This window comes from Acidiphilium sp. 34-64-41, assembly GCF_002282635.1.
Classification (GTDB): Bacteria; Pseudomonadota; Alphaproteobacteria; order Acetobacterales; family Acetobacteraceae; genus Acidiphilium; species Acidiphilium rubrum.
In genome coordinates this window covers 54,902-71,012 of the sequence record NZ_NCJX01000012.1, presented here as the reverse complement: position 1 = coordinate 71,012, position 16,111 = coordinate 54,902, and the positions used below count along the sequence as shown (strand labels likewise).

At 62.6% G+C, this 16,111-nt stretch carries 14 protein-coding genes and 1 riboswitch; all 14 genes read right to left on the bottom strand.

All coding sequences use genetic code 11. The features are described from left to right. Window positions 1-77 precede the first annotated feature (77 nt). Window positions 78-1,181 (bottom strand): DUF563 domain-containing protein, encoded by a 1,104-nt coding sequence (locus B7X49_RS03925; protein WP_286703502.1) that lies wholly within the window; start codon window positions 1,179-1,181, stop codon window positions 78-80. Between the two features lie 37 nt (window positions 1,182-1,218). Then, entirely contained in the window at window positions 1,219-1,950 is a 732-nt protein-coding gene (locus B7X49_RS03920; RefSeq protein WP_286703501.1) for a hypothetical protein, read from the bottom strand. 146 nt (window positions 1,951-2,096) lie between these two features. Next, window positions 2,097-3,593 (bottom strand): glycosyltransferase, encoded by a 1,497-nt coding sequence (locus B7X49_RS03915; protein ID WP_286703500.1) that lies wholly within the window; start codon window positions 3,591-3,593, stop codon window positions 2,097-2,099. A 3-nt stretch (window positions 3,594-3,596) separates the two neighbouring features. After that, window positions 3,597-4,631, bottom strand: a complete 1,035-nt coding sequence (locus tag B7X49_RS03910) for a glycosyltransferase family 2 protein (protein WP_286703499.1) — start codon at window positions 4,629-4,631, stop codon at window positions 3,597-3,599. Window positions 4,632-4,674: 43 nt separating this feature from the next. Continuing rightward, window positions 4,675-5,142, bottom strand: coding sequence for a hypothetical protein (locus B7X49_RS03905; RefSeq protein ID WP_286703498.1), 468 nt, complete (start codon window positions 5,140-5,142; stop codon window positions 4,675-4,677). Window positions 5,143-5,285: 143 nt separating this feature from the next. Beyond that, on the bottom strand, window positions 5,286-6,281 hold the full coding sequence (locus B7X49_RS03900) for an ABC transporter substrate-binding protein (protein ID WP_286703497.1): 996 nt from the start codon (window positions 6,279-6,281) through the stop codon (window positions 5,286-5,288). A gap of 31 nt (window positions 6,282-6,312) precedes the next feature. Then, window positions 6,313-7,134, bottom strand: coding sequence for an ABC transporter ATP-binding protein (locus tag B7X49_RS03895; RefSeq protein ID WP_286703496.1), 822 nt, complete (start codon window positions 7,132-7,134; stop codon window positions 6,313-6,315). Next, window positions 7,131-7,997 carry an ABC transporter permease gene (locus B7X49_RS03890; RefSeq protein ID WP_286703495.1) on the bottom strand — a complete coding sequence of 289 codons (867 nt, stop codon included), beginning with the start codon at window positions 7,995-7,997 and terminating at the stop codon, window positions 7,131-7,133. Before B7X49_RS03890 ends, B7X49_RS03895 begins: the two co-directional genes overlap by 4 nt. Continuing rightward, entirely contained in the window at window positions 7,994-8,770 is a 777-nt protein-coding gene (locus tag B7X49_RS03885; RefSeq protein WP_286703494.1) for an N-acyl homoserine lactonase family protein, read from the bottom strand. The genes B7X49_RS03890 and B7X49_RS03885 overlap by 4 nt, the downstream gene beginning before the upstream one ends. Continuing rightward, a complete protein-coding gene (locus B7X49_RS03880; protein ID WP_286703493.1) occupies window positions 8,767-8,904 on the bottom strand; it encodes a hypothetical protein in 138 nt (45 codons plus the stop codon). The genes B7X49_RS03885 and B7X49_RS03880 overlap by 4 nt, the downstream gene beginning before the upstream one ends. 85 nt (window positions 8,905-8,989) lie before the next feature. After that, window positions 8,990-9,100, bottom strand: a riboswitch (guanidine-I (ykkC/yxkD leader). A gap of 149 nt (window positions 9,101-9,249) precedes the next feature. Next, entirely contained in the window at window positions 9,250-11,025 is a 1,776-nt protein-coding gene (gene atzF / locus B7X49_RS03875) for an allophanate hydrolase (RefSeq protein WP_286703492.1), read from the bottom strand. A 174-nt stretch (window positions 11,026-11,199) separates the two neighbouring features. Continuing rightward, complete coding sequence (locus tag B7X49_RS03870) at window positions 11,200-14,670, bottom strand: 5-oxoprolinase/urea amidolyase family protein (RefSeq protein ID WP_286703491.1); 3,471 nt, start codon at window positions 14,668-14,670, stop codon at window positions 11,200-11,202. 2 nt (window positions 14,671-14,672) lie between these two features. After that, window positions 14,673-15,329 carry an urea amidolyase associated protein UAAP2 gene (locus tag B7X49_RS03865; RefSeq protein ID WP_286703490.1) on the bottom strand — a complete coding sequence of 219 codons (657 nt, stop codon included), beginning with the start codon at window positions 15,327-15,329 and terminating at the stop codon, window positions 14,673-14,675. Further along, window positions 15,313-16,101, bottom strand: a complete 789-nt coding sequence (locus B7X49_RS03860) for an urea amidolyase associated protein UAAP1 (RefSeq protein WP_286703489.1) — start codon at window positions 16,099-16,101, stop codon at window positions 15,313-15,315. Before B7X49_RS03860 ends, B7X49_RS03865 begins: the two co-directional genes overlap by 17 nt. Window positions 16,102-16,111: the final 10 nt, after the last annotated feature.

The following is a 16,111-nucleotide window of genomic DNA, read 5'->3' as shown; positions in this document are numbered from 1 at the left end:
GGCGGCGCCGAGGCGCCAACCTATGCCCAGCTTTATTCGGGAGCATGGGTCCACCCCACATGTAGTGGGTGTCTGACTTAACCGGATAGGCACGGAAGAATCTCTATGATGGAGGAGTTTGGTTGACAAAAAACAACATTTGTAAGTCCAGCGCCATGTATACCAACAACATGAGATGAATTCGAGAATAACTTGACCTGCTCGTCAAATGTATAGTTTGATAACGCGATCGCCTCATATCCTAACGGCATCAGTCGGCCTAATAATTCTTCCTCATTAGCAATCCGTCTTCCTGATGCGTCTGACCGTGATATGTATAACTTACGTTTTGCATTGGTGGGAGTCTTTGAAGCGTTTAATACTCGCTCAACAATATTTTTAGCAAAGAAATCCATAGCCCAATCAGCACCTTTTTGCGCCGGATGCATAATGTTGCTGATGTCTGACAACACAAACAGGTTATCGGCAGACACCGCTTGCCATGGCTCCAAAGCCACTATCCTGTTTCGTGATACGCCAACTATTTCTAAAGATCTAATCTGCCATTCAGTGATTATAGGAGACACTAAAACTTTAAAATCTGGCCGTGATAGCATGCTTGTAAATGGCGCAAGCCGGGTTATCCAATCGCTTATCCAATGACAATAATTCAAGCCGAATACATCATCAATAATTGATAGTACCGTTCCTTCTAATTTAGTTGCCGTTCGTAGTTTTTCATCTAAAGAGAAGTCATAGTACGATATTAAGCGTGCGTATTTTGTACTAAAATCTTCGATTACATTATGCTCGCAATCAAAGACAATCGGAGAGTCGGGGGCGAGAGCGATCGAACCACCTTCTACTTGAATCACTTGCAAATCAGGACTTCCGTTCCGCCAAGCGCCATGGAAGGCAGGAAAAGACATTGGTCTTCCGTTTAGATAAACAGGCTCTCCGAGATATGACTCAAAACCAGATTTTAAAACTGATACAAAGGTGTTCGCTAGATTGTTAGAATTTACAAACGATATGTCATTGTTTTGCCATCTCCCTAAGACACTGGAAGCCTGACGTAACATTGATCTGACGTCGCCAAAATAGGGTTCGAAATTCTCGATATTCATAAGGCGGGCGATTCTAACTGCCGCGTCGGGCTTTGCCACGTTTTGACTAAACGGCTCTCTGACGACCTGTGTCATTTCATCCAATCATTATCTCGATAAGCTAAGTTGCACCTTACGGTACAAGGCCTCCAGTAGCTTCGCAAACGTCGATATCTGGAATATCGTACGCTTGCCCAATAGGGGGTAGTCCAGCCGAAGCGGCAAAGAAAACGTAGCCAGCCAAAGCGACATATATCGAGTCGTGAAGGTGGTACCAGTCTTCACCTGCAGTCAACTCAGGAATCACCGTCGGCGGCGGTATGACATGGATATCGGAGTTTTTCGTAAGCTTCGTGAGATGTATGTAGAAGTCGCGAGCCCGTCCTGCTCTTTCAGGCGACTTTAAACTTGTGCAATAAGGGAAGCATATAAAGAAAATCTTAGCGAAAGGTTGCTGTTGTTTAAGCCAACCAATTATACGGAACCAGTTTTCCGCGGACTGTTTAGCCGTCAAGAAATCGTCAAATTCAAATTGTTCCATAATTTCGCTGGAATTTTTATAGAAATGAGGGTTTAAAAAAATTGGTCGGTGGTCATTTTCTTTAGAACTCTTATCAATCATCAATTTTGCTGTCATATCCATAAAATTATCAAGTAAAATCAAATCAACCTGATTGTTTAACAGTCCTGTTTCAAATGGTTCTCGAGCGGGCATATCTTTATTATTGACGTTTAATTGTCCCAAAGTATCTGCGTATTGATTTCTCAAAAATTGATTTGGTGAGTCGCCAAATTCTTCTTTTGGTTCGAGCCAATCAAATTCGTTTTTTTGTATCATAGTATGGGTCTTGTCGGCGTGATACATCAAGAATGCATCACTCCGATTATTGTGAATTCCATACAGATACTCGACACCCAGATGCACTTTTAGATGCTCGGCCGTTATGCTTGTTAGGCACGACCCGAAGGTGATCATTTTCATCGAGTGAGCGTGTTGCATCAGATTGCTCTTCAAATGTTTGAGCTGTTGAGTGCCATCTTAGTTTGCTCGACCATTGTCTGATACGAGAAACTTGCTTCCATCATGGCCAGCGCGGTCCCGGCCATGCGTAGGTTCCAGGCTTCGTCGGTGAGGAGGCGGTCGAGTTTTTCGGCGAATTCCTGGGGGGTGCGGGCGATGAGCCAAGTGAGGTCGCCTTCGATCGGGAGGCCTTCGGCGGCGATTTCAGACATCAGGCAAGGCAGGCCGTGGGCGAAGGATTCGAGGACCTTGCCTTTGACACCGGCACCGTAGCGGAGCGGGGCGATGGTGCAGCGGAGGTGGTTCAGGGCATCGGAGAGGATGGGGACGTGGCCGCGTACGTCGATGGTGGCACTGTGGAGCGAGGCGATTTCGGGCGGCATGTTGCTGCCGATGATGGTGAAGCGGTGCGGGGCGAGCGCGGGCAAGGCGGGCATGATGGAATCGATGAAATATTTCACGGCATCGACATTGGGCGGGTGACGAAAACCGCCGACGAAGCCGTAGCCGGCGCGATCGGCGAAGGGGATGGGTGTGGGGCGGAGGGGAACGGCCCAGGAAACGACTTCGACATGGGTATCGGGCAGGATGGGGCGGAGGAGGTCGGCCTCGGCGGGGGAGTGGACGATGACGCAATCGACCTGCTGCATGGCGGCGAGTTCGCGCCTTCGCTTGGTGGCGGCGGTGGCGCGGAGGGTTGGATTGTCGGTGAGTTCGGCTTCGCGTTCCTCGCGCAGGAAATGGACATCGGCCACGTTGTAGACGAGGCGGGTTTTGGGGAATTTTTCGCGCACCATGGCTGCGTATTTCGAGGCGTTGGAGAAGCGGTGGAAATAGACGAGGTCCGGGGCGACGCGGGCTTTGCGCAGAACTTCCTCGACCGACCAGAAATAGGGGGCGTAGAGGCATTCGACGCCGTATTTTTCGAGGGCGCGGGTGAAGGGGTCGATCCTTGCCATGTTGTCGGAGGGGATGAAGGTGACTTTGTAGCCGAGGTGCTGCAGGGCGAGGATGTGCTGGAAGGCGGCGTTGGAGCCGGCATCCTGATCGGGCGTGAGGATGGTGTCGTCGATGAAATAGGCGCGGCGCTGGACGGAACGTTCGGCTTCGAGCTCGGGGTGCTCGGCGTTCATGCGGTGTTTGTCGAGCGTGGTTTTCCAGCGGAGGTAGAATTTGCGGTGGTTGACCTGCTGGTAGCGTTTCAGGCCGGTGCCGGCGACATCGGTGCCGTTGGAGACGCCTTCGAGGTGGACGATTTCAGAGGCGGGCTGGACGACGACGCGCAGGCCCAGGGCGCGGACTCGAAAGCAAAGGTCGGTGTCTTCGTAATAGGCGGGGGCGTAGTGGGTATCGAAGCCGTTGAGGGATTCGAAGGTTTCGCGGCGGAGCATGAGGGCGGCGCCGGAGACGTAATCGGTGTCGCGGAGGTAGTTGAACTGGGGGGCGGCGGGATCGCCGTTGCGGCCCCAATTCCAGCCGTCGCCCATTTTCTAGATGATGCCGCCGACTTCCTGGAGGGTGCCGTCGGCGAAGAAGAGGCGGGAGCCGGCGATGCCGATGTTGGGGAGGATGGTGAAGGTTTCGACCAGGGTATCGAGCCAGGCGTCGCGGACCAGGGTGTCGTTGTTGAGGAAGAAGAGGAAGTCGCCGGTGGCGGCGGCGGCGCCGTAGTTGCAGGCAGCGATGAAGCCGCCGTTGGTGGGCGTGCGGACGATGCGGATGGCGCCGGAGAAGAGGAGGGCGGCGAAGAGGGTTTCATCGCGCGAGCCATCGTCGACGATGATGATTTCGATGGGGGTTTTGGGGAGGTGGCGGGCGATGGATTCGATGCAGTTGTAGGTGACGGCGAATTTGTCGTGGACGGGGATGATGATGGAGACGAGGGGGGTGGGGGAGAGAGGCGGGATGTGGATGGGCTGGTAGGTGTGGAGGAGGTTGGTGACGAGTTCGTGCGTCCAATCGGTGAGGCGGACGCGGGAGACGATTTCGGCCGTGTCGGTGCGGGGGGCGGTGTCGAGGCGGAAGCGGGCGTTCACCAGATCGTTCAGGCGGGCGAGGAGGAGGGTGAGGGCGTTGTCGATGGTTGCGGTGTTGGTGGCGTGGGCGGCGAGGGAGGTCAGGACACCATCGATGAAGTCGGCGGCGGGATCATCGAAGCCGGAATCGTGGCGGATGAGGAGGCGGGGGGAGCCGGGGAGCTCGACCTTGGTGCGGGCGTTGCGCAGGCGCAGCAGGTGGCGGGATTTGGGGAAGAGGAAGGCGATGTTTTCGAGCGCGAAGCCGTGATTGCCATCGCCCACGCCGGCGTCCCGCAGGTCGGACCGCGGGAGGTTGGCTGTGATGGTGAGGAGGTGGTGATCGTCATCGAGGAGGTCGATTTCGAGGGATTCGGTGGGGTCGGCCGGATTCCAGGCCCAGCCCACGATGCGGCTGAGGCTGAATTCGTCGATGAAGCCCCAGGGGGTGTTGAGGGTTGCCGGGGCGGGGGCCGGGGCGGGGGCGGGGCGTTCGACGTTCTTAGGCAAGCGAGACCACTCCCAAAAATTGCGACTGCGTTAGGCTTTAGCGCTATTTTGCAGACACGCAAACCGCTGTGATCGCGATGCCGAGGGTGCGGACGTCTTCGCTGAGGTCGAGATGTTTGGGGGAGATGGCGGTTGGGATGGCGAGGGTGATGCGGGTGGCGCGGCCGGAGACGGCGTTGCGGGGGATGTGGAAGTTGCACTCCTGCGATTCGAAGAGGTTGGTGAGGCCGCAGAACAGGCCGTTGACGTAGACGGACACCTGCTGGAACGAGATTTTACCTGGGACCAGGAAGGGGCTGGCGGAGAGGCGGAGGTTCAGGTCTTTCACGGGCCAGCGGGGGATGATTTCGAACCAGACGGTTTGCTGTTCGGTCCAGGAGACGTGCTCGCCGTCGTTCAGGTCGATGCCCCCGTTGGGGATTGTGGTGATGCTGCCGGCCCAGCCGAAGGAAATGTCGATATTGTTATCGTCGTAACTTTGGGTGCCCGCAATATTTGGCATTGTGTTCATTTTATGTGGACCTTCAATTCAGGGAGAGCTTTGGATGATTAATATTTAAGACGATTTTTAGAGCGTTCGTGAAAAAGAGCAATCTATTTTTTTGGTCGTGATGGGGCAGCCCAGATTGGGGGCCGGGCTGCGGGAGCCTGAGTTCAGTGTGTGCTGGTAACGAATTTTGCGTCGAACAGGGTGGGTTCGGCGATTTTTTGGGTGGGTTTCATCTGGCCCTGGGTGATCATGAGTTGGCGGACCATGGTGACGTTGGTTTTGTAGGGGATGATTTTCAGATTTCCCTTGCCGGTCATCATGTATTTCATGTCGGCGAGGCTCGGGTTGATGACCTGGGCGTATTGGATTTTGGCGTCGGCCGGGGAGATGCCGAGGGCTTTGCCGATGATGGCGTAGGATTCGGTCGGGTGGGATTTGATGTAGGCGGTGCCTTCGAGGAAGCCTTTGATGATGGCGGGCATTGCGCCGGGGTGGGCTTTGAGGAAGCTGGTTTTCACCGCGAAATTATCGGTGATCAGGCCGGGGGCTTCGGCTGAGGTGTAGAGCGCATGGTAGCCGGGGTTGGTGGTGACCAGATCGATGTGCGGGGCCCAGGTGACACCGGCTTCGGCGTGGCCGCCGAGCAGGGCGGCGGGGACGGCGGAGGCGGGCATGTTGGTGGGTTTGACATCGGCGAGGGAGAGTTTGGCCTGGTGCAGGGCGTAGGCGAGCAGGAGCTCGGAATAGGAGGTGGTGTCGAGCGGGATGGTCTGGCCGCGCAATTCGGCGACCGAGGTGATCGATTTTTTGGCGACGATGGCATCGGCGCCGTTCGAATAGTCGATCGGCATCACGATTTTGACGTCGAAGCCTTTAAGGTGGTCGCTGATCACCTGGTTCATCGAGAGATCGGCGGAATCGGCGGCGCCGGAGACCACCGCGGCGTTGATGCCGGTATCCATATGGACGAATTTCAGCGGGTAGGCGCCGAAGAATTTTTCCTGCGACGCGACGAACAGCGGGGCGAAGCCGATCCACGCACTCATGGCGAAGGTGACCGGGGTGGTGGCGGCCTGCGCTGAGGTGAGGGCCGGGGTGAGGGCGGTGGTGGCCGCGAGCAGGAGTGCGGCGGATGCGGTGGTTTTGAGCGTGCGGGTCAAGCGAGCCTCCGTTGGGGTTGGGCGGGCCGGATCATCCGGCCGGTGCGGTGAGGGTTTTCAGGTCGTCGAGATCGCCGGACAGGCCGGCGGTGGCGCGGATACGGTCGGTGATGCGGCGTTTGAGCGCGAGGAACGCCGGGTCAAGCCGCAGGTCGCGATGGCGGGCGGTGAAGGGGATGTCTTCGATCGTGTCGATCCGGCCGGGGTGGGGGGCGAGGACGACGACGCGGTCGGCGAGGTAGATGGCTTCCTCGACATCGTGGGTGACGAAGATGATCGTGCGTTTTTCAGCCGATTTCACGTGCAGGATCAGGTCGTGCATCACTTCGCGGGTCTGGGCATCGAGCGCGCCGAAGGGTTCGTCCATCAGCAGGACCGCGGGTTTGGCCATCAGGGCGCGGGCGATGGCGACGCGCTGGCGCATGCCGCCGGAGAGTTGCTTGGGGTAGGCGTGTTCGACGCGGGCGAGGCCCATCAGGTTGAGCAAAGCGACGCTGCGGCGGGTGGCATCGCCGATGTCGGAATCGGTCGCGTTGCGGGCGTGGACGGCGAGGGTGCGGCAGAAGCGGATGTTCTGCATCACGGTGAGCCAGGGGTACAGGCTGTAGTCCTGGAACACCATGGTGCGGTCGCGGCCGGGGCCTGCGACCGGTTCGCCATCGATCAGGATTCGGCCGGCGCTGCGGGTTTCCAACCCGGCGATGATGCGCAGCAAAGTGGATTTGCCGCAGCCCGAGGCGCCGACGATGCCAGTGAAACTGCCGGGTTCGAGGGCGAGATCGATCGGTGCGAGGGCTTCGAAGCCGCCGGGGAAGGTTTTGGTGATCGATTGCAGGACGACGCGCGCGGTCATGGCAGCCAGGGGAACAGGAATTTGTGCAGGCGGCGAAGGACTTGGTCGGTGATCAGACCGATGATGCCGATCAGCATGATGCCGACGAAGATTTTATCGGTTTGCAGGTAGCGCTGGGCTTGCAGGATGGCGAAGCCGAGGCCGGAATTGGCGGCGATGAGTTCGGCGACGACCAGATAGGTCCAGGCGAAGCCGAGGGTGATGCGCAGCGTGTCGAGCATGGCGGGCATGGCGGAGCGGAACAGGACGAGGCGGATGATTTCGCGGTTGCTGGCACCGAGGGTGCGGGCTGCTTCGATCTGGGCCATCGGCACGCGGGAGGTGTCCTCGGAGATCATCAGGACCATCTGAAAGAAGGTGCCGATCCAGATCAGGGAGATTTTCGCGGACTCGCCGAGGCCGAACCAAAGCAGGACCAGGGGGACGAAGGCGACGGCGGGGAGGTAGCGGGCGAATTCCATGATCGGTTCGAACAGGGCGCGGACCGGTTGGTAGGCGCCGATGTAGAGACCGAGCGGCACCGCGATGACGGCGGAGAGCGCGAAGCCGGCCATGACGCGCCAGACCGAAATGCCGATATCGGCCCAGAGATCGCCGCTCTGCCACCAGGCGATGAGGGCGCGCACGACGGCGAGCGGGCCGGGCAGGAACAGCGGGTTGATGGTGCCGGCGGCGGCGACCAGTTCCCACAGGATCAGCAGGCCGAAGAAGCTGGCGAGGGCGAAGGCGATGTAGCGGCCGCGGTCCATCCGCCCGCGTACGACCCAGAGCGGGGCGCGGAGGTCGTGCGGTTCGGGACGCGGTTCGGGTTTTGTGGCGCGTGCGGTTGGCGGTGCGCTGGCGGTTTTGGCGCGTTCGGTCATGCGAAATGTTCGGGAAAACAATCGTGCGCGCGGAAGAAGTCGATATCGTGGTTGGGCCAGAGCACGGCACCGCAGTCGCAGGCGCGGGATTTCAGGGCGCGGATCGAGGCGAGGGCGAGGGTTTCGTCGTCGCGGTAGCACAGGCCGGGGGCGATTTCGTGCTCGAGGTTTTCGGTGAGGTCGGCCGCGTCGCCGCAGAGCAGGATCGGCGCGCCGTGGGGTAGTTCGATCAGCATCGACATATGGCCGGCGGTGTGGCCGGGGGTTTCGATGGCGGTGACGCCGGGGGCGAGGTCGTAATCATGGTGTTGCAGGCGCCAGCGATAGGCGGCGGAGAAATCATCGGTGAAGTAGCCGCGCGCGCCGGGTTCGGCGGCGGCGGCGCGCTCGGCGGCGTGGACGTGGATGTCGGCATGGGCGAAATCATGCAGGCCGCCGGCATGGTCGAAATGCAGATGGCCGAGGAAGACGAGATCGATGTCGCGCGGATCGAGGCCGAGGGCACCGAGGCGGGCGGGCAGGCGGTGATCCGGCGGCATCGCGGGCGGCGGGAAGGACAGGGCGCCGTAGTATTGATCGCACAGAACCGGATCGTCGATTTTGCGGTAGTCGCAGCCGACGTCGTAGAGGATGCGGCCCTGGGTGGTTTCGATCAGATAGGCGAGGATCGGCGCCTCGATGATGGTGCCGGTGCCGATGTTTCGGGTAGAGATCGATTTATCGTAATGGTAGATGCCGGTCAGCAGCGGCCAGAATTTGCGCACCGCGGTCATGCGAACACCGGTTCGTCGAGTGTGGCGCGCTGGATGGCGGGGTCGTGGCAGGCTGTGGCGTCCGATATCGTGACGCGATCGTAACTGCGATCGATCGCGGATCGCGGGGGCGTCTCGGATGAATTTGCCGGCATGGTCGGTCTCCCCGCTTGCAACATTGGCCTGACGTGCAACGAGGGATCGGCATGGACAGCGAATGCGACCCCTCGCATCAAAACGCTCTCCCGGGCTTTTATCCCGCCGTGTACCGTGCGGATGTCTCCCGCGCGGCTGCTGCTCTCGGACCAACATCGGAACATCGTTTCGACCGGAACCCTAGCGGCGCACTGGAATAAGCAAAACTCATGCCATCGACGATCTGTGGCGTAATCGCGATCAGATCAACGGGTATTGGTGATATCGTGGGCAAGATGTCATCAGTTGTTGCTGTTATTTTATGCTGAATGATCGTCATCGGACGTGGCCGTGATGTGGCAAGGTCATGGGTTTGCCAGTGCGGCGCGGTAGGCGCGCCAGCCGCCGTGGTGGGTGATGTCGGTGGCGGTCGTGGTGGCTTGGGGTTCGCAGCTGAAGCCGGGGTGGGTGGTGCCGTCGGCAAGGGTCACTTTGCCGATGCTCATCGGTGCGGGCAGGGCAGCGACGAATTGGGCAAAGGCGGCTTGGGTGAGCGACCAGCGTTCCACCGCGATGCCGGGGCCGGTGAAGCCGGGGTCGCGCAGCAGGCCGGGTTTGGGGGGTGAGGTGGCGAGGGCGACGAGGCGGTAGTGCGGCGCGGTGGTGGTGGTTTCCTCGAGGGTGGCGCCGAGGGCGATGAGTTCGTGGTTGAGCGCCATGCCGGAGAGATGGGCGCCGGCGACGATGAGGGAGATGCGGTTGGTGGGGGGTGGCATCGTGTGGTGTTGGGGGGTGGCGCGGGATTTGCCGCTGCCGGCGCCGATGCCGTGGTGGAGCTGATCGGCGAGGTGGAGCAGGGCGAGATCGGTGAAGGCGGGGGCGATCAGGGTCATGCCGAAGCCGATGCCATCGGGGCGGAAACCGGCGGGCAGGGCGACGGCGGCGAGATCGAACAAATTGACGAAATTGGTATAGCGCCCGAGCGTTGCGTTGTGGACGATGGGTTGGGATTGCATGGCGGCGACGGTGAAGCAGGTGGGCGCGGTGGGCAGCAGCAGGGCGTCGATGTGGTCGAACGCTTGCATGGCGCGGGCGCGCAGGGATTGCAGGCGGGTTTGGGCGGCGAAGGCATCGGCGGCGTCGAACCGGTCGGCGCAGGCGATGATGGCGCGCACGGTGGGGTCCATGCGCTGGTCGTGGGCGCGGAAGAACGGGCGGATGGCGCTGAGGCGCTCGGCGACGAAGGCGTCTTCGTAGAGCAGGGCGGCGGCGGCGCGGAACGGGGCGTAGTCGATTTCGGTGAGGGTCCAGCCGAGGGCGGCGGCGGCGTGCAGGGCGGCATCGTGGAGGGATTGGTAGGCGGCATCGTCGGCGAAGTTGCGTTCGGGGTCGGCCAGGATGCCGAGGCGCGGGTGTGACGGCAGGGCGATGTCGTGCGGGGCGCGGCTGTAGGGATCGGCCGGGTCGTGGCCTTGGGCGATGGCGAGGATGATTGCGGCGTCGGCTGCCGAATTGGCGAGGATCGAGATGCAGTCGAGGCTTTGGCAGGCGGGCACGGCGCCGGTGGCGGGGATGCGGCCGCGGGTGGGTTTCAGGCCGATCAGATTGTTGAATGCCGCGGGGATGCGGCCGGAGCCGGCGGTATCGGTGCCGAGGGCGAAGACGCAGAGGCCGGCGGCGACCGCGACCGCCGAACCTGAGGATGAGCCACCCGAGATGTAATTGGCATCGAACACGCAGCGGGGCGCGCCGTAAGGCGAGCGGGTGCCGTTCAGGCCGGTGGCGAACTGGTCGAGATTGGCTTTGCCGAGCACGATGGCGCCGGCGGCGCGCAGGCGGGCGACCACGGTGGCATCTTGCGAGGGGTGATAGGTGTAATCCGGGCAGGCGGCGGTGGTCGGCAGGCCGGCGACGTCGATATTGTCCTTGACCGCGAACAGCAGGCCGGCGAGGGGCAACGAGGGATCGACGGCGGCGGCTTCGGCGATGATGTCCGCGCGCGGGCGGCGGGTGATGAACACCGCTGGGTCGGGATAGGTCTCGAGACGATCGAGCAGGGCGGCGGCGAGACCGTGCGGGGTCAGCGTGAAGTTGCTGATCAGGCGGCGCAGGGTGGGTATTTCGAGCAGGGTCGGGATCATGCGGCGGGCTCCAAGTGGGCTAAGGAAGGCGAGCGAGACGAAAGCCCTGCTTTTTTGTAAAAAAGCAGCAAAAAACTTCCTTTGATCTGGGTCCGTGCTGTCGAAAGCGCCCATGCCCCAGAATAACAAAAGTTTTTTGCTTCTTTTTTACAAAAAAGAAGGACTTCCTTTTCACTACCCTACCTTCCCTGAAATTACGGCAAGCCGCTGCCCAGCGCGGACGATCTGGCCGGGCACGGCTTCGATGGTGGTGAGAATGCCGGTGGTGGGGGCGGTGATTTTGATTTCCATTTTCATTGATTCCACGATCATCAAGGGTTGACCTGCGTCGATGGGGTCGCCGGGTTGGTGGAGGATTTGCCAGACGCTGCCGGGGACGGGTGAATCGACGCTGTGTGCGCCTGGCGGCAGCGGGGTTCGGCTGGGTGGTGCGGGTGGGTCGGGCAGAAAGGCGGTGTCGAGGCCTTGGGCGGCCCATGCGGTGCGTTCGGCTTCGAAGGCGGCGCGTTGGGTGTGTTGGAACTGGGTGATGTCGGCTTCATGGTTGGCGAGGTAGGTTTGGTGTTCGGCGAGGCTGAAGGTGCCGTGCTCGATTTTGATGGGGTAGCCGCCGTGCGGGAAGCCGGCGCGGGCTTCGGTGAGTTCATCGGCGGTGACTTGGTGGAACTTCAGGCGATCGAACGGGCGGAGCAGCCAGGGTGTGTGGCCGAACGGGGGGTTGCCGTTGGGGAAGCTGTTCCACATCTGGATGGTGCGGCCGAGCAATTGGTAGCCGCCGGGGCCTTCCATGCCGTAGACGCAGAGATAGGCGCCGCCGATGCCGACGGCGTTTTCCGGGGTCCAGGTGCGGGCGGGGTTGTATTTGGTGGTGATCAGCCGGTGTCGCGGGTCGAGCGGGGTGGCGACCGGGGCGCCGAGGTAGACATCGCCCAGGCCGAGTACGAGGTATTCGGCTTCGAACACGATGCGGCGGACTTCGTTTTCGTCAGTGAGGCCGTTGATGCGGCGGATGAACTCGACATTGTCCGGGCACCAAGGGGCGTCTTCGCGCACGGTCTCCTGGTATTTGCGCATCGCCAGCATCACCGTGGAGTCTTTCCAGGAGAGCGGCAGATGGACGATGCGCGAGGGGACGACCATGGCGTAGGGGTCGGGCAGGGTGGGTTCGAGGGTTGCGATCAGGTCGAGCAGGGCGACTTCGGTGATCCGATCGGGGTCGAAATGGATTTGCAGCGAGCGGATGCCGGGGGTGAGGTCGATCAGGCCGGGGATGGCCTGGGACTGGAGTGATTGTTGCAGGGCGTGGGCGCGCAGGCGGAGCGCGAAATCGAGCGCCATCGGGCCGAATTCGACCAGGAGGTTTTCATCGCCGGCGCGGCGGATGGTCATGGTTTCGGAGTGCAGGATGATGGCGGGTTCGGCGTCGGCGCGGGCAAAGCGCACGGTATCGCCGGGGCGGAGTTGGCCGAGTTTCCAGAGATCATTGCGGGTGACCACGCCGGGGCAGACGAAGCCGCCGAGGGAGGGACCGTCCGGCCCGAGCAGGATGGGCATGTCGCCGGTGAAATCGACCGCGCCGATCGCGTAGGGCGTGTCGTGGATGTTGGAGGGGTGCAGGCCGGCTTCGCCGCCATCCGCGCGAGCCCAGGCGGGTTTCGGGCCGATCAGGCGGATGCCGGTGCGGGCGGAGTTGTGGTGAACCTCGTAGGGGGCGGTGAAGATGGTTTCGATATCGGCGGCGGTGAAGAAATCGGGGGCGCCGTGCGGGCCGCTGCGCAGGGTGAGGGTCCAGTGGTTGGTGAGCGGGGCGGGTTCGGGTTGGGTCGGGGTGGTGAGGGCGGCGGTGGCGATGCCGATGACATCGCCGGTGCGGAGCGCGCCGGTGGCGTGGCCGCCGAAGCCGCCGAGGGTGAAGGTGGCGGTCGAGCCGAGGCTGGCGGCGGCTTCGAACCCGCCGGCGACGGCGAGGTAGCAGCGTTGGCCGGGGCCGGTGATGGTGCCGAGGGTGAGGGTCTGGCCGGCGGTGATTTTTGTGGGGTGGTGGTGGGTGACGGGTTCGCCGTCGATGTCGGCGGCCATGGCAGCACCTGTGAGCGCGACGGTGGCATCGGTGCGGAACAGCAGGGTGGGGCCGGCCATGGTGCATTCGAGCAGGCTGGCATCGGGCGGGTTGCCGAGCAGGGCGTTGGCGGCGGCGGCGCTGCGCCGGTCCATCGGGCCGCTGGGGGGGATGCCGACGTACCAGTAGCCGAGGCGGCCGGGGGCGGATTGCAGCGAGGATTGCGCGCCGGGGTCGATCACCAGAACGCTGCGCGAGAGCGGTTTGAGCTGGGTGAGGCTGGCGGTGGTCATGGTTCCGGCGGCGAAATCGGGCAGGGCGAGGGCTGCGCGCAGATAGTCGCGGTTGGTGGTGAGGCCGGTGATGGTGGTGGCGGCGAGGGCGGCATCGAGCGTGGCGATGGCGGTGGTGCGATCGGGGCCAGATGCGATCAGTTTGGCGAGTGTGGGGTCGTAGAACGGGGTGATTTCCGTGCCCGGTTCGACCCAGTGATCGATGCGGATGGTGGTGGGCAGGGTGAGGGCGGTGATGCGGCCGGTGGCGGGGCGGAAGTGGTTGGCGGGGTCTTCGGCGTACAGGCGGGCTTCGATGGCGGCACCGCGCGGCGCGAGGGTTGCGGGCCAGGTGAAGGTGCCGGCGGCGAGTTCGATCATCCAGGCGACGAGGTCGATGCCGAAGATTGCTTCGGTGACGCCGTGTTCGACTTGCAGGCGGGTGTTGACCTCGAGGAAGTGGAAACGGTCGTGATCGGCATCGTAGATGAATTCGACGGTGCCGGCGGAGCGGTAGGCGACGCTGGCGGCAAGCGCGCAGGCGGCATGTTCCATGGCTTCGATTGTGGCGGCGGGGATGTTGGGCGGGGGGGATTCCTCGATCAATTTCTGGTTGCGGCGTTGCAATGAACAATCGCGGCAGCCGAGGGCTTTGACGGTGCCGGTGCCATCGCCGAAGATCTGAACCTCGATGTGGCGGGCGCGTTCGACATAGGATTCGAGGAACAGCGCGGCGTCGCCGAAATTGGCGCGGGCGAGGTGGGCGATGCTGGTGTAGTTGGCGGCGAGTTCGGCTGCGGTGCGGCAGATCGCCATGCCGATGCCGCCGCCGCCGGCGCTGCTTTTCAGCATGACCGGGTAGCCGATGCGCGCGGCGTGGTGCGTTGCGTCCGCGAGGTCGGTGAGGATGCCGGAACCTTCGAGCAGCGGCACGCCGGCGGCGGCGGCGAGGGCGCGGGCGGTGTGTTTCAGGCCGAAGCTGCGCAGGTGATCGGCGCTGGGGCCGATGAAGGCGATGCCGGCGGCGGCGAGGGCTTCGGCGAAGGCCGCGCGTTCCGCGAGGAAGCCGTAGCCGGGGTGCACGGCATCGGCGCCGCTGCGGCGGCAGGCGGCGATGATGGCATCGATGTCGAGGTAGCTTTGCGCGGCGGGAGACGGGCCGATCGGCTCGGCGTGGTCGGCCGCGCGCACCGGTGGGGTGAAACGATCGGCCGCTGCATAGACCGCGATGGTTTCGATGCCCATGCGGTGCAAAGTGCGTGTGATGCGGGCGAGAATTTCGCCGCGATTGGCGACCAGGATACGCCGGAACATGGTCAGGCGGCCCAGACGATGCAGCGGATCGGGGTGGGGTTGAAGCCGTTGCAGGGGTTGTTGACCTGCGGGCAGTTCGACAGCACCACCAGCAGGCGCATCTCGGCGCGCAGTTCGACATAGCCGCCCGGCGTGCTGACCCCGTCATCGACGGTGAGTTCGCCGTCCGGGCGGATCGGCACGTTCATGAAGAAATTCACGTTGGAGACGAGGTCGCGCTTGTCCATGCCGTAGCGGGCGATTTCGGTGAGGAAGTTTTCGCGGCAGGCGTGCATGAATTTGGTTTCGAAGCCGAAGCGGACGGTGTTGCTCTCGCAGGAGCAGGCGCCGGCGCAGGTGTCGTGAAAGCCGCAGGTGTCATCGATGATGGTGGCCATCGGGCGGGCTTCGTTCGAGAGCAGTACGGCGCCGGTGGTGAGGTCGTAGCGGCCGCCGGCGCGGGCCTGGGCGAGCAGTGTGTCCTGGGCAGAGTAGCGTTCGCCGTGATCGTCGGCGTTGTAGAACAGGGCATCGACCGCTTGCTGGCTTTCGAGGTCGATGATGCGCAGCGTCTGGCCGGGTTCGAGGATGGTGGAGAAGGCGGCGCGGGCGGGGACGTGCTGGTCGAGGAGCGCGTTGGTTGGGGTGATCATGGTCATGGCCTCAACGGAACCAGGCATCGGTGTTGGCAAAGCCGCGTTGGGCTTCCTCGGAGAAGCTGCGGCAGAGATCATCGGCGGCGGGTGGTGGCGCGGTGTAGAGGGTGAGCGCGAGCGGGCCGGTGTCTGCGGCGGCCGCGAGCGGGTGGGGCGTGTTGGACAGGGCGAGTAGCAGGTTCAGCTCGGCGCGCAGGGTGATGAAGCTGCCCGGCGGGGCGGCTGGGGCGAGGTTCATGCGCCCGTGCGGATCGACGCGCAGGGCGGCGAACAGGGTGAGGCTGGGGCCGAGGTCGCGCCGGTTGAGGCCGAATTTCGCGGCGGCGTTGCGCAGATTGTCGCGCCCGTTGCGCGCTGTGCCGCCATGGGGGCCGGTGGTCGGGGTCGAGGGGCCGAGGATGGGGTCGTGGCCGGCGCCGCTGTCGGCGATGATCGATGCGAGGATGCGGCCCATGTCCGAGAACAGGACGCGGCCGGTGGTGAGGCGCGTGGTCCATTGCAGTTTGACCGTGTCGCCCGGGTTGTAGCGCTCGGTGGGGTCATCGGCGTTCCAGAGCATCAGGCTGGCACCGGTCGTGGCGGCTTGGGTTTCGATGTGCAGGGCTTCGCCGCGGCGGAGTTTGAGGGTGATATACGCCTCGGGCGGCAGGGACGTGGTGCCGATGATGCTGGATGGGGCGATGACCGGCGGGGCGGCGGCTGGCGGGGTGGCCTGGGCGCGGGCGCGGGCGCGTTCCTGCAATTGATTGTAGCGGGCGCGGTATTGGTCGGGGGTGAGGCTGTCGAGATCGAGCATGGCTTGGCTT

Excerpts from the sequence above, each read along its gene's own strand:
- B7X49_RS03925 (WP_286703502.1), bottom strand. The coding sequence starts at position 1,181 with ATGACACAGGTCGTCAGAGAGCCGTTTAGTCAAAACGTGGCAAAGCCC.
- B7X49_RS03920 (WP_286703501.1), bottom strand. The coding sequence starts at position 1,950 with ATGTATCACGCCGACAAGACCCATACTATGATACAAAAAAACGAATTT.
- B7X49_RS03915 (WP_286703500.1), bottom strand. The coding sequence starts at position 3,593 with ATGGGCGACGGCTGGAATTGGGGCCGCAACGGCGATCCCGCCGCCCCC.
- B7X49_RS03905 (WP_286703498.1), bottom strand. The coding sequence starts at position 5,142 with ATGAACACAATGCCAAATATTGCGGGCACCCAAAGTTACGACGATAAC.
- B7X49_RS03895 (WP_286703496.1), bottom strand. The coding sequence starts at position 7,134 with ATGACCGCGCGCGTCGTCCTGCAATCGATCACCAAAACCTTCCCCGGC.
- B7X49_RS03890 (WP_286703495.1), bottom strand. The coding sequence starts at position 7,997 with ATGACCGAACGCGCCAAAACCGCCAGCGCACCGCCAACCGCACGCGCC.
- B7X49_RS03885 (WP_286703494.1), bottom strand. The coding sequence starts at position 8,770 with ATGACCGCGGTGCGCAAATTCTGGCCGCTGCTGACCGGCATCTACCAT.
- B7X49_RS03880 (WP_286703493.1), bottom strand. The coding sequence starts at position 8,904 with ATGCCGGCAAATTCATCCGAGACGCCCCCGCGATCCGCGATCGATCGC.
- atzF (WP_286703492.1), bottom strand. The coding sequence starts at position 11,025 with ATGATCCCGACCCTGCTCGAAATACCCACCCTGCGCCGCCTGATCAGC.
- B7X49_RS03870 (WP_286703491.1), bottom strand. The coding sequence starts at position 14,670 with ATGTTCCGGCGTATCCTGGTCGCCAATCGCGGCGAAATTCTCGCCCGC.
- B7X49_RS03865 (WP_286703490.1), bottom strand. The coding sequence starts at position 15,329 with ATGCCTGGTTCCGTTGAGGCCATGACCATGATCACCCCAACCAACGCG.
- B7X49_RS03860 (WP_286703489.1), bottom strand. The coding sequence starts at position 16,101 with ATGCTCGATCTCGACAGCCTCACCCCCGACCAATACCGCGCCCGCTAC.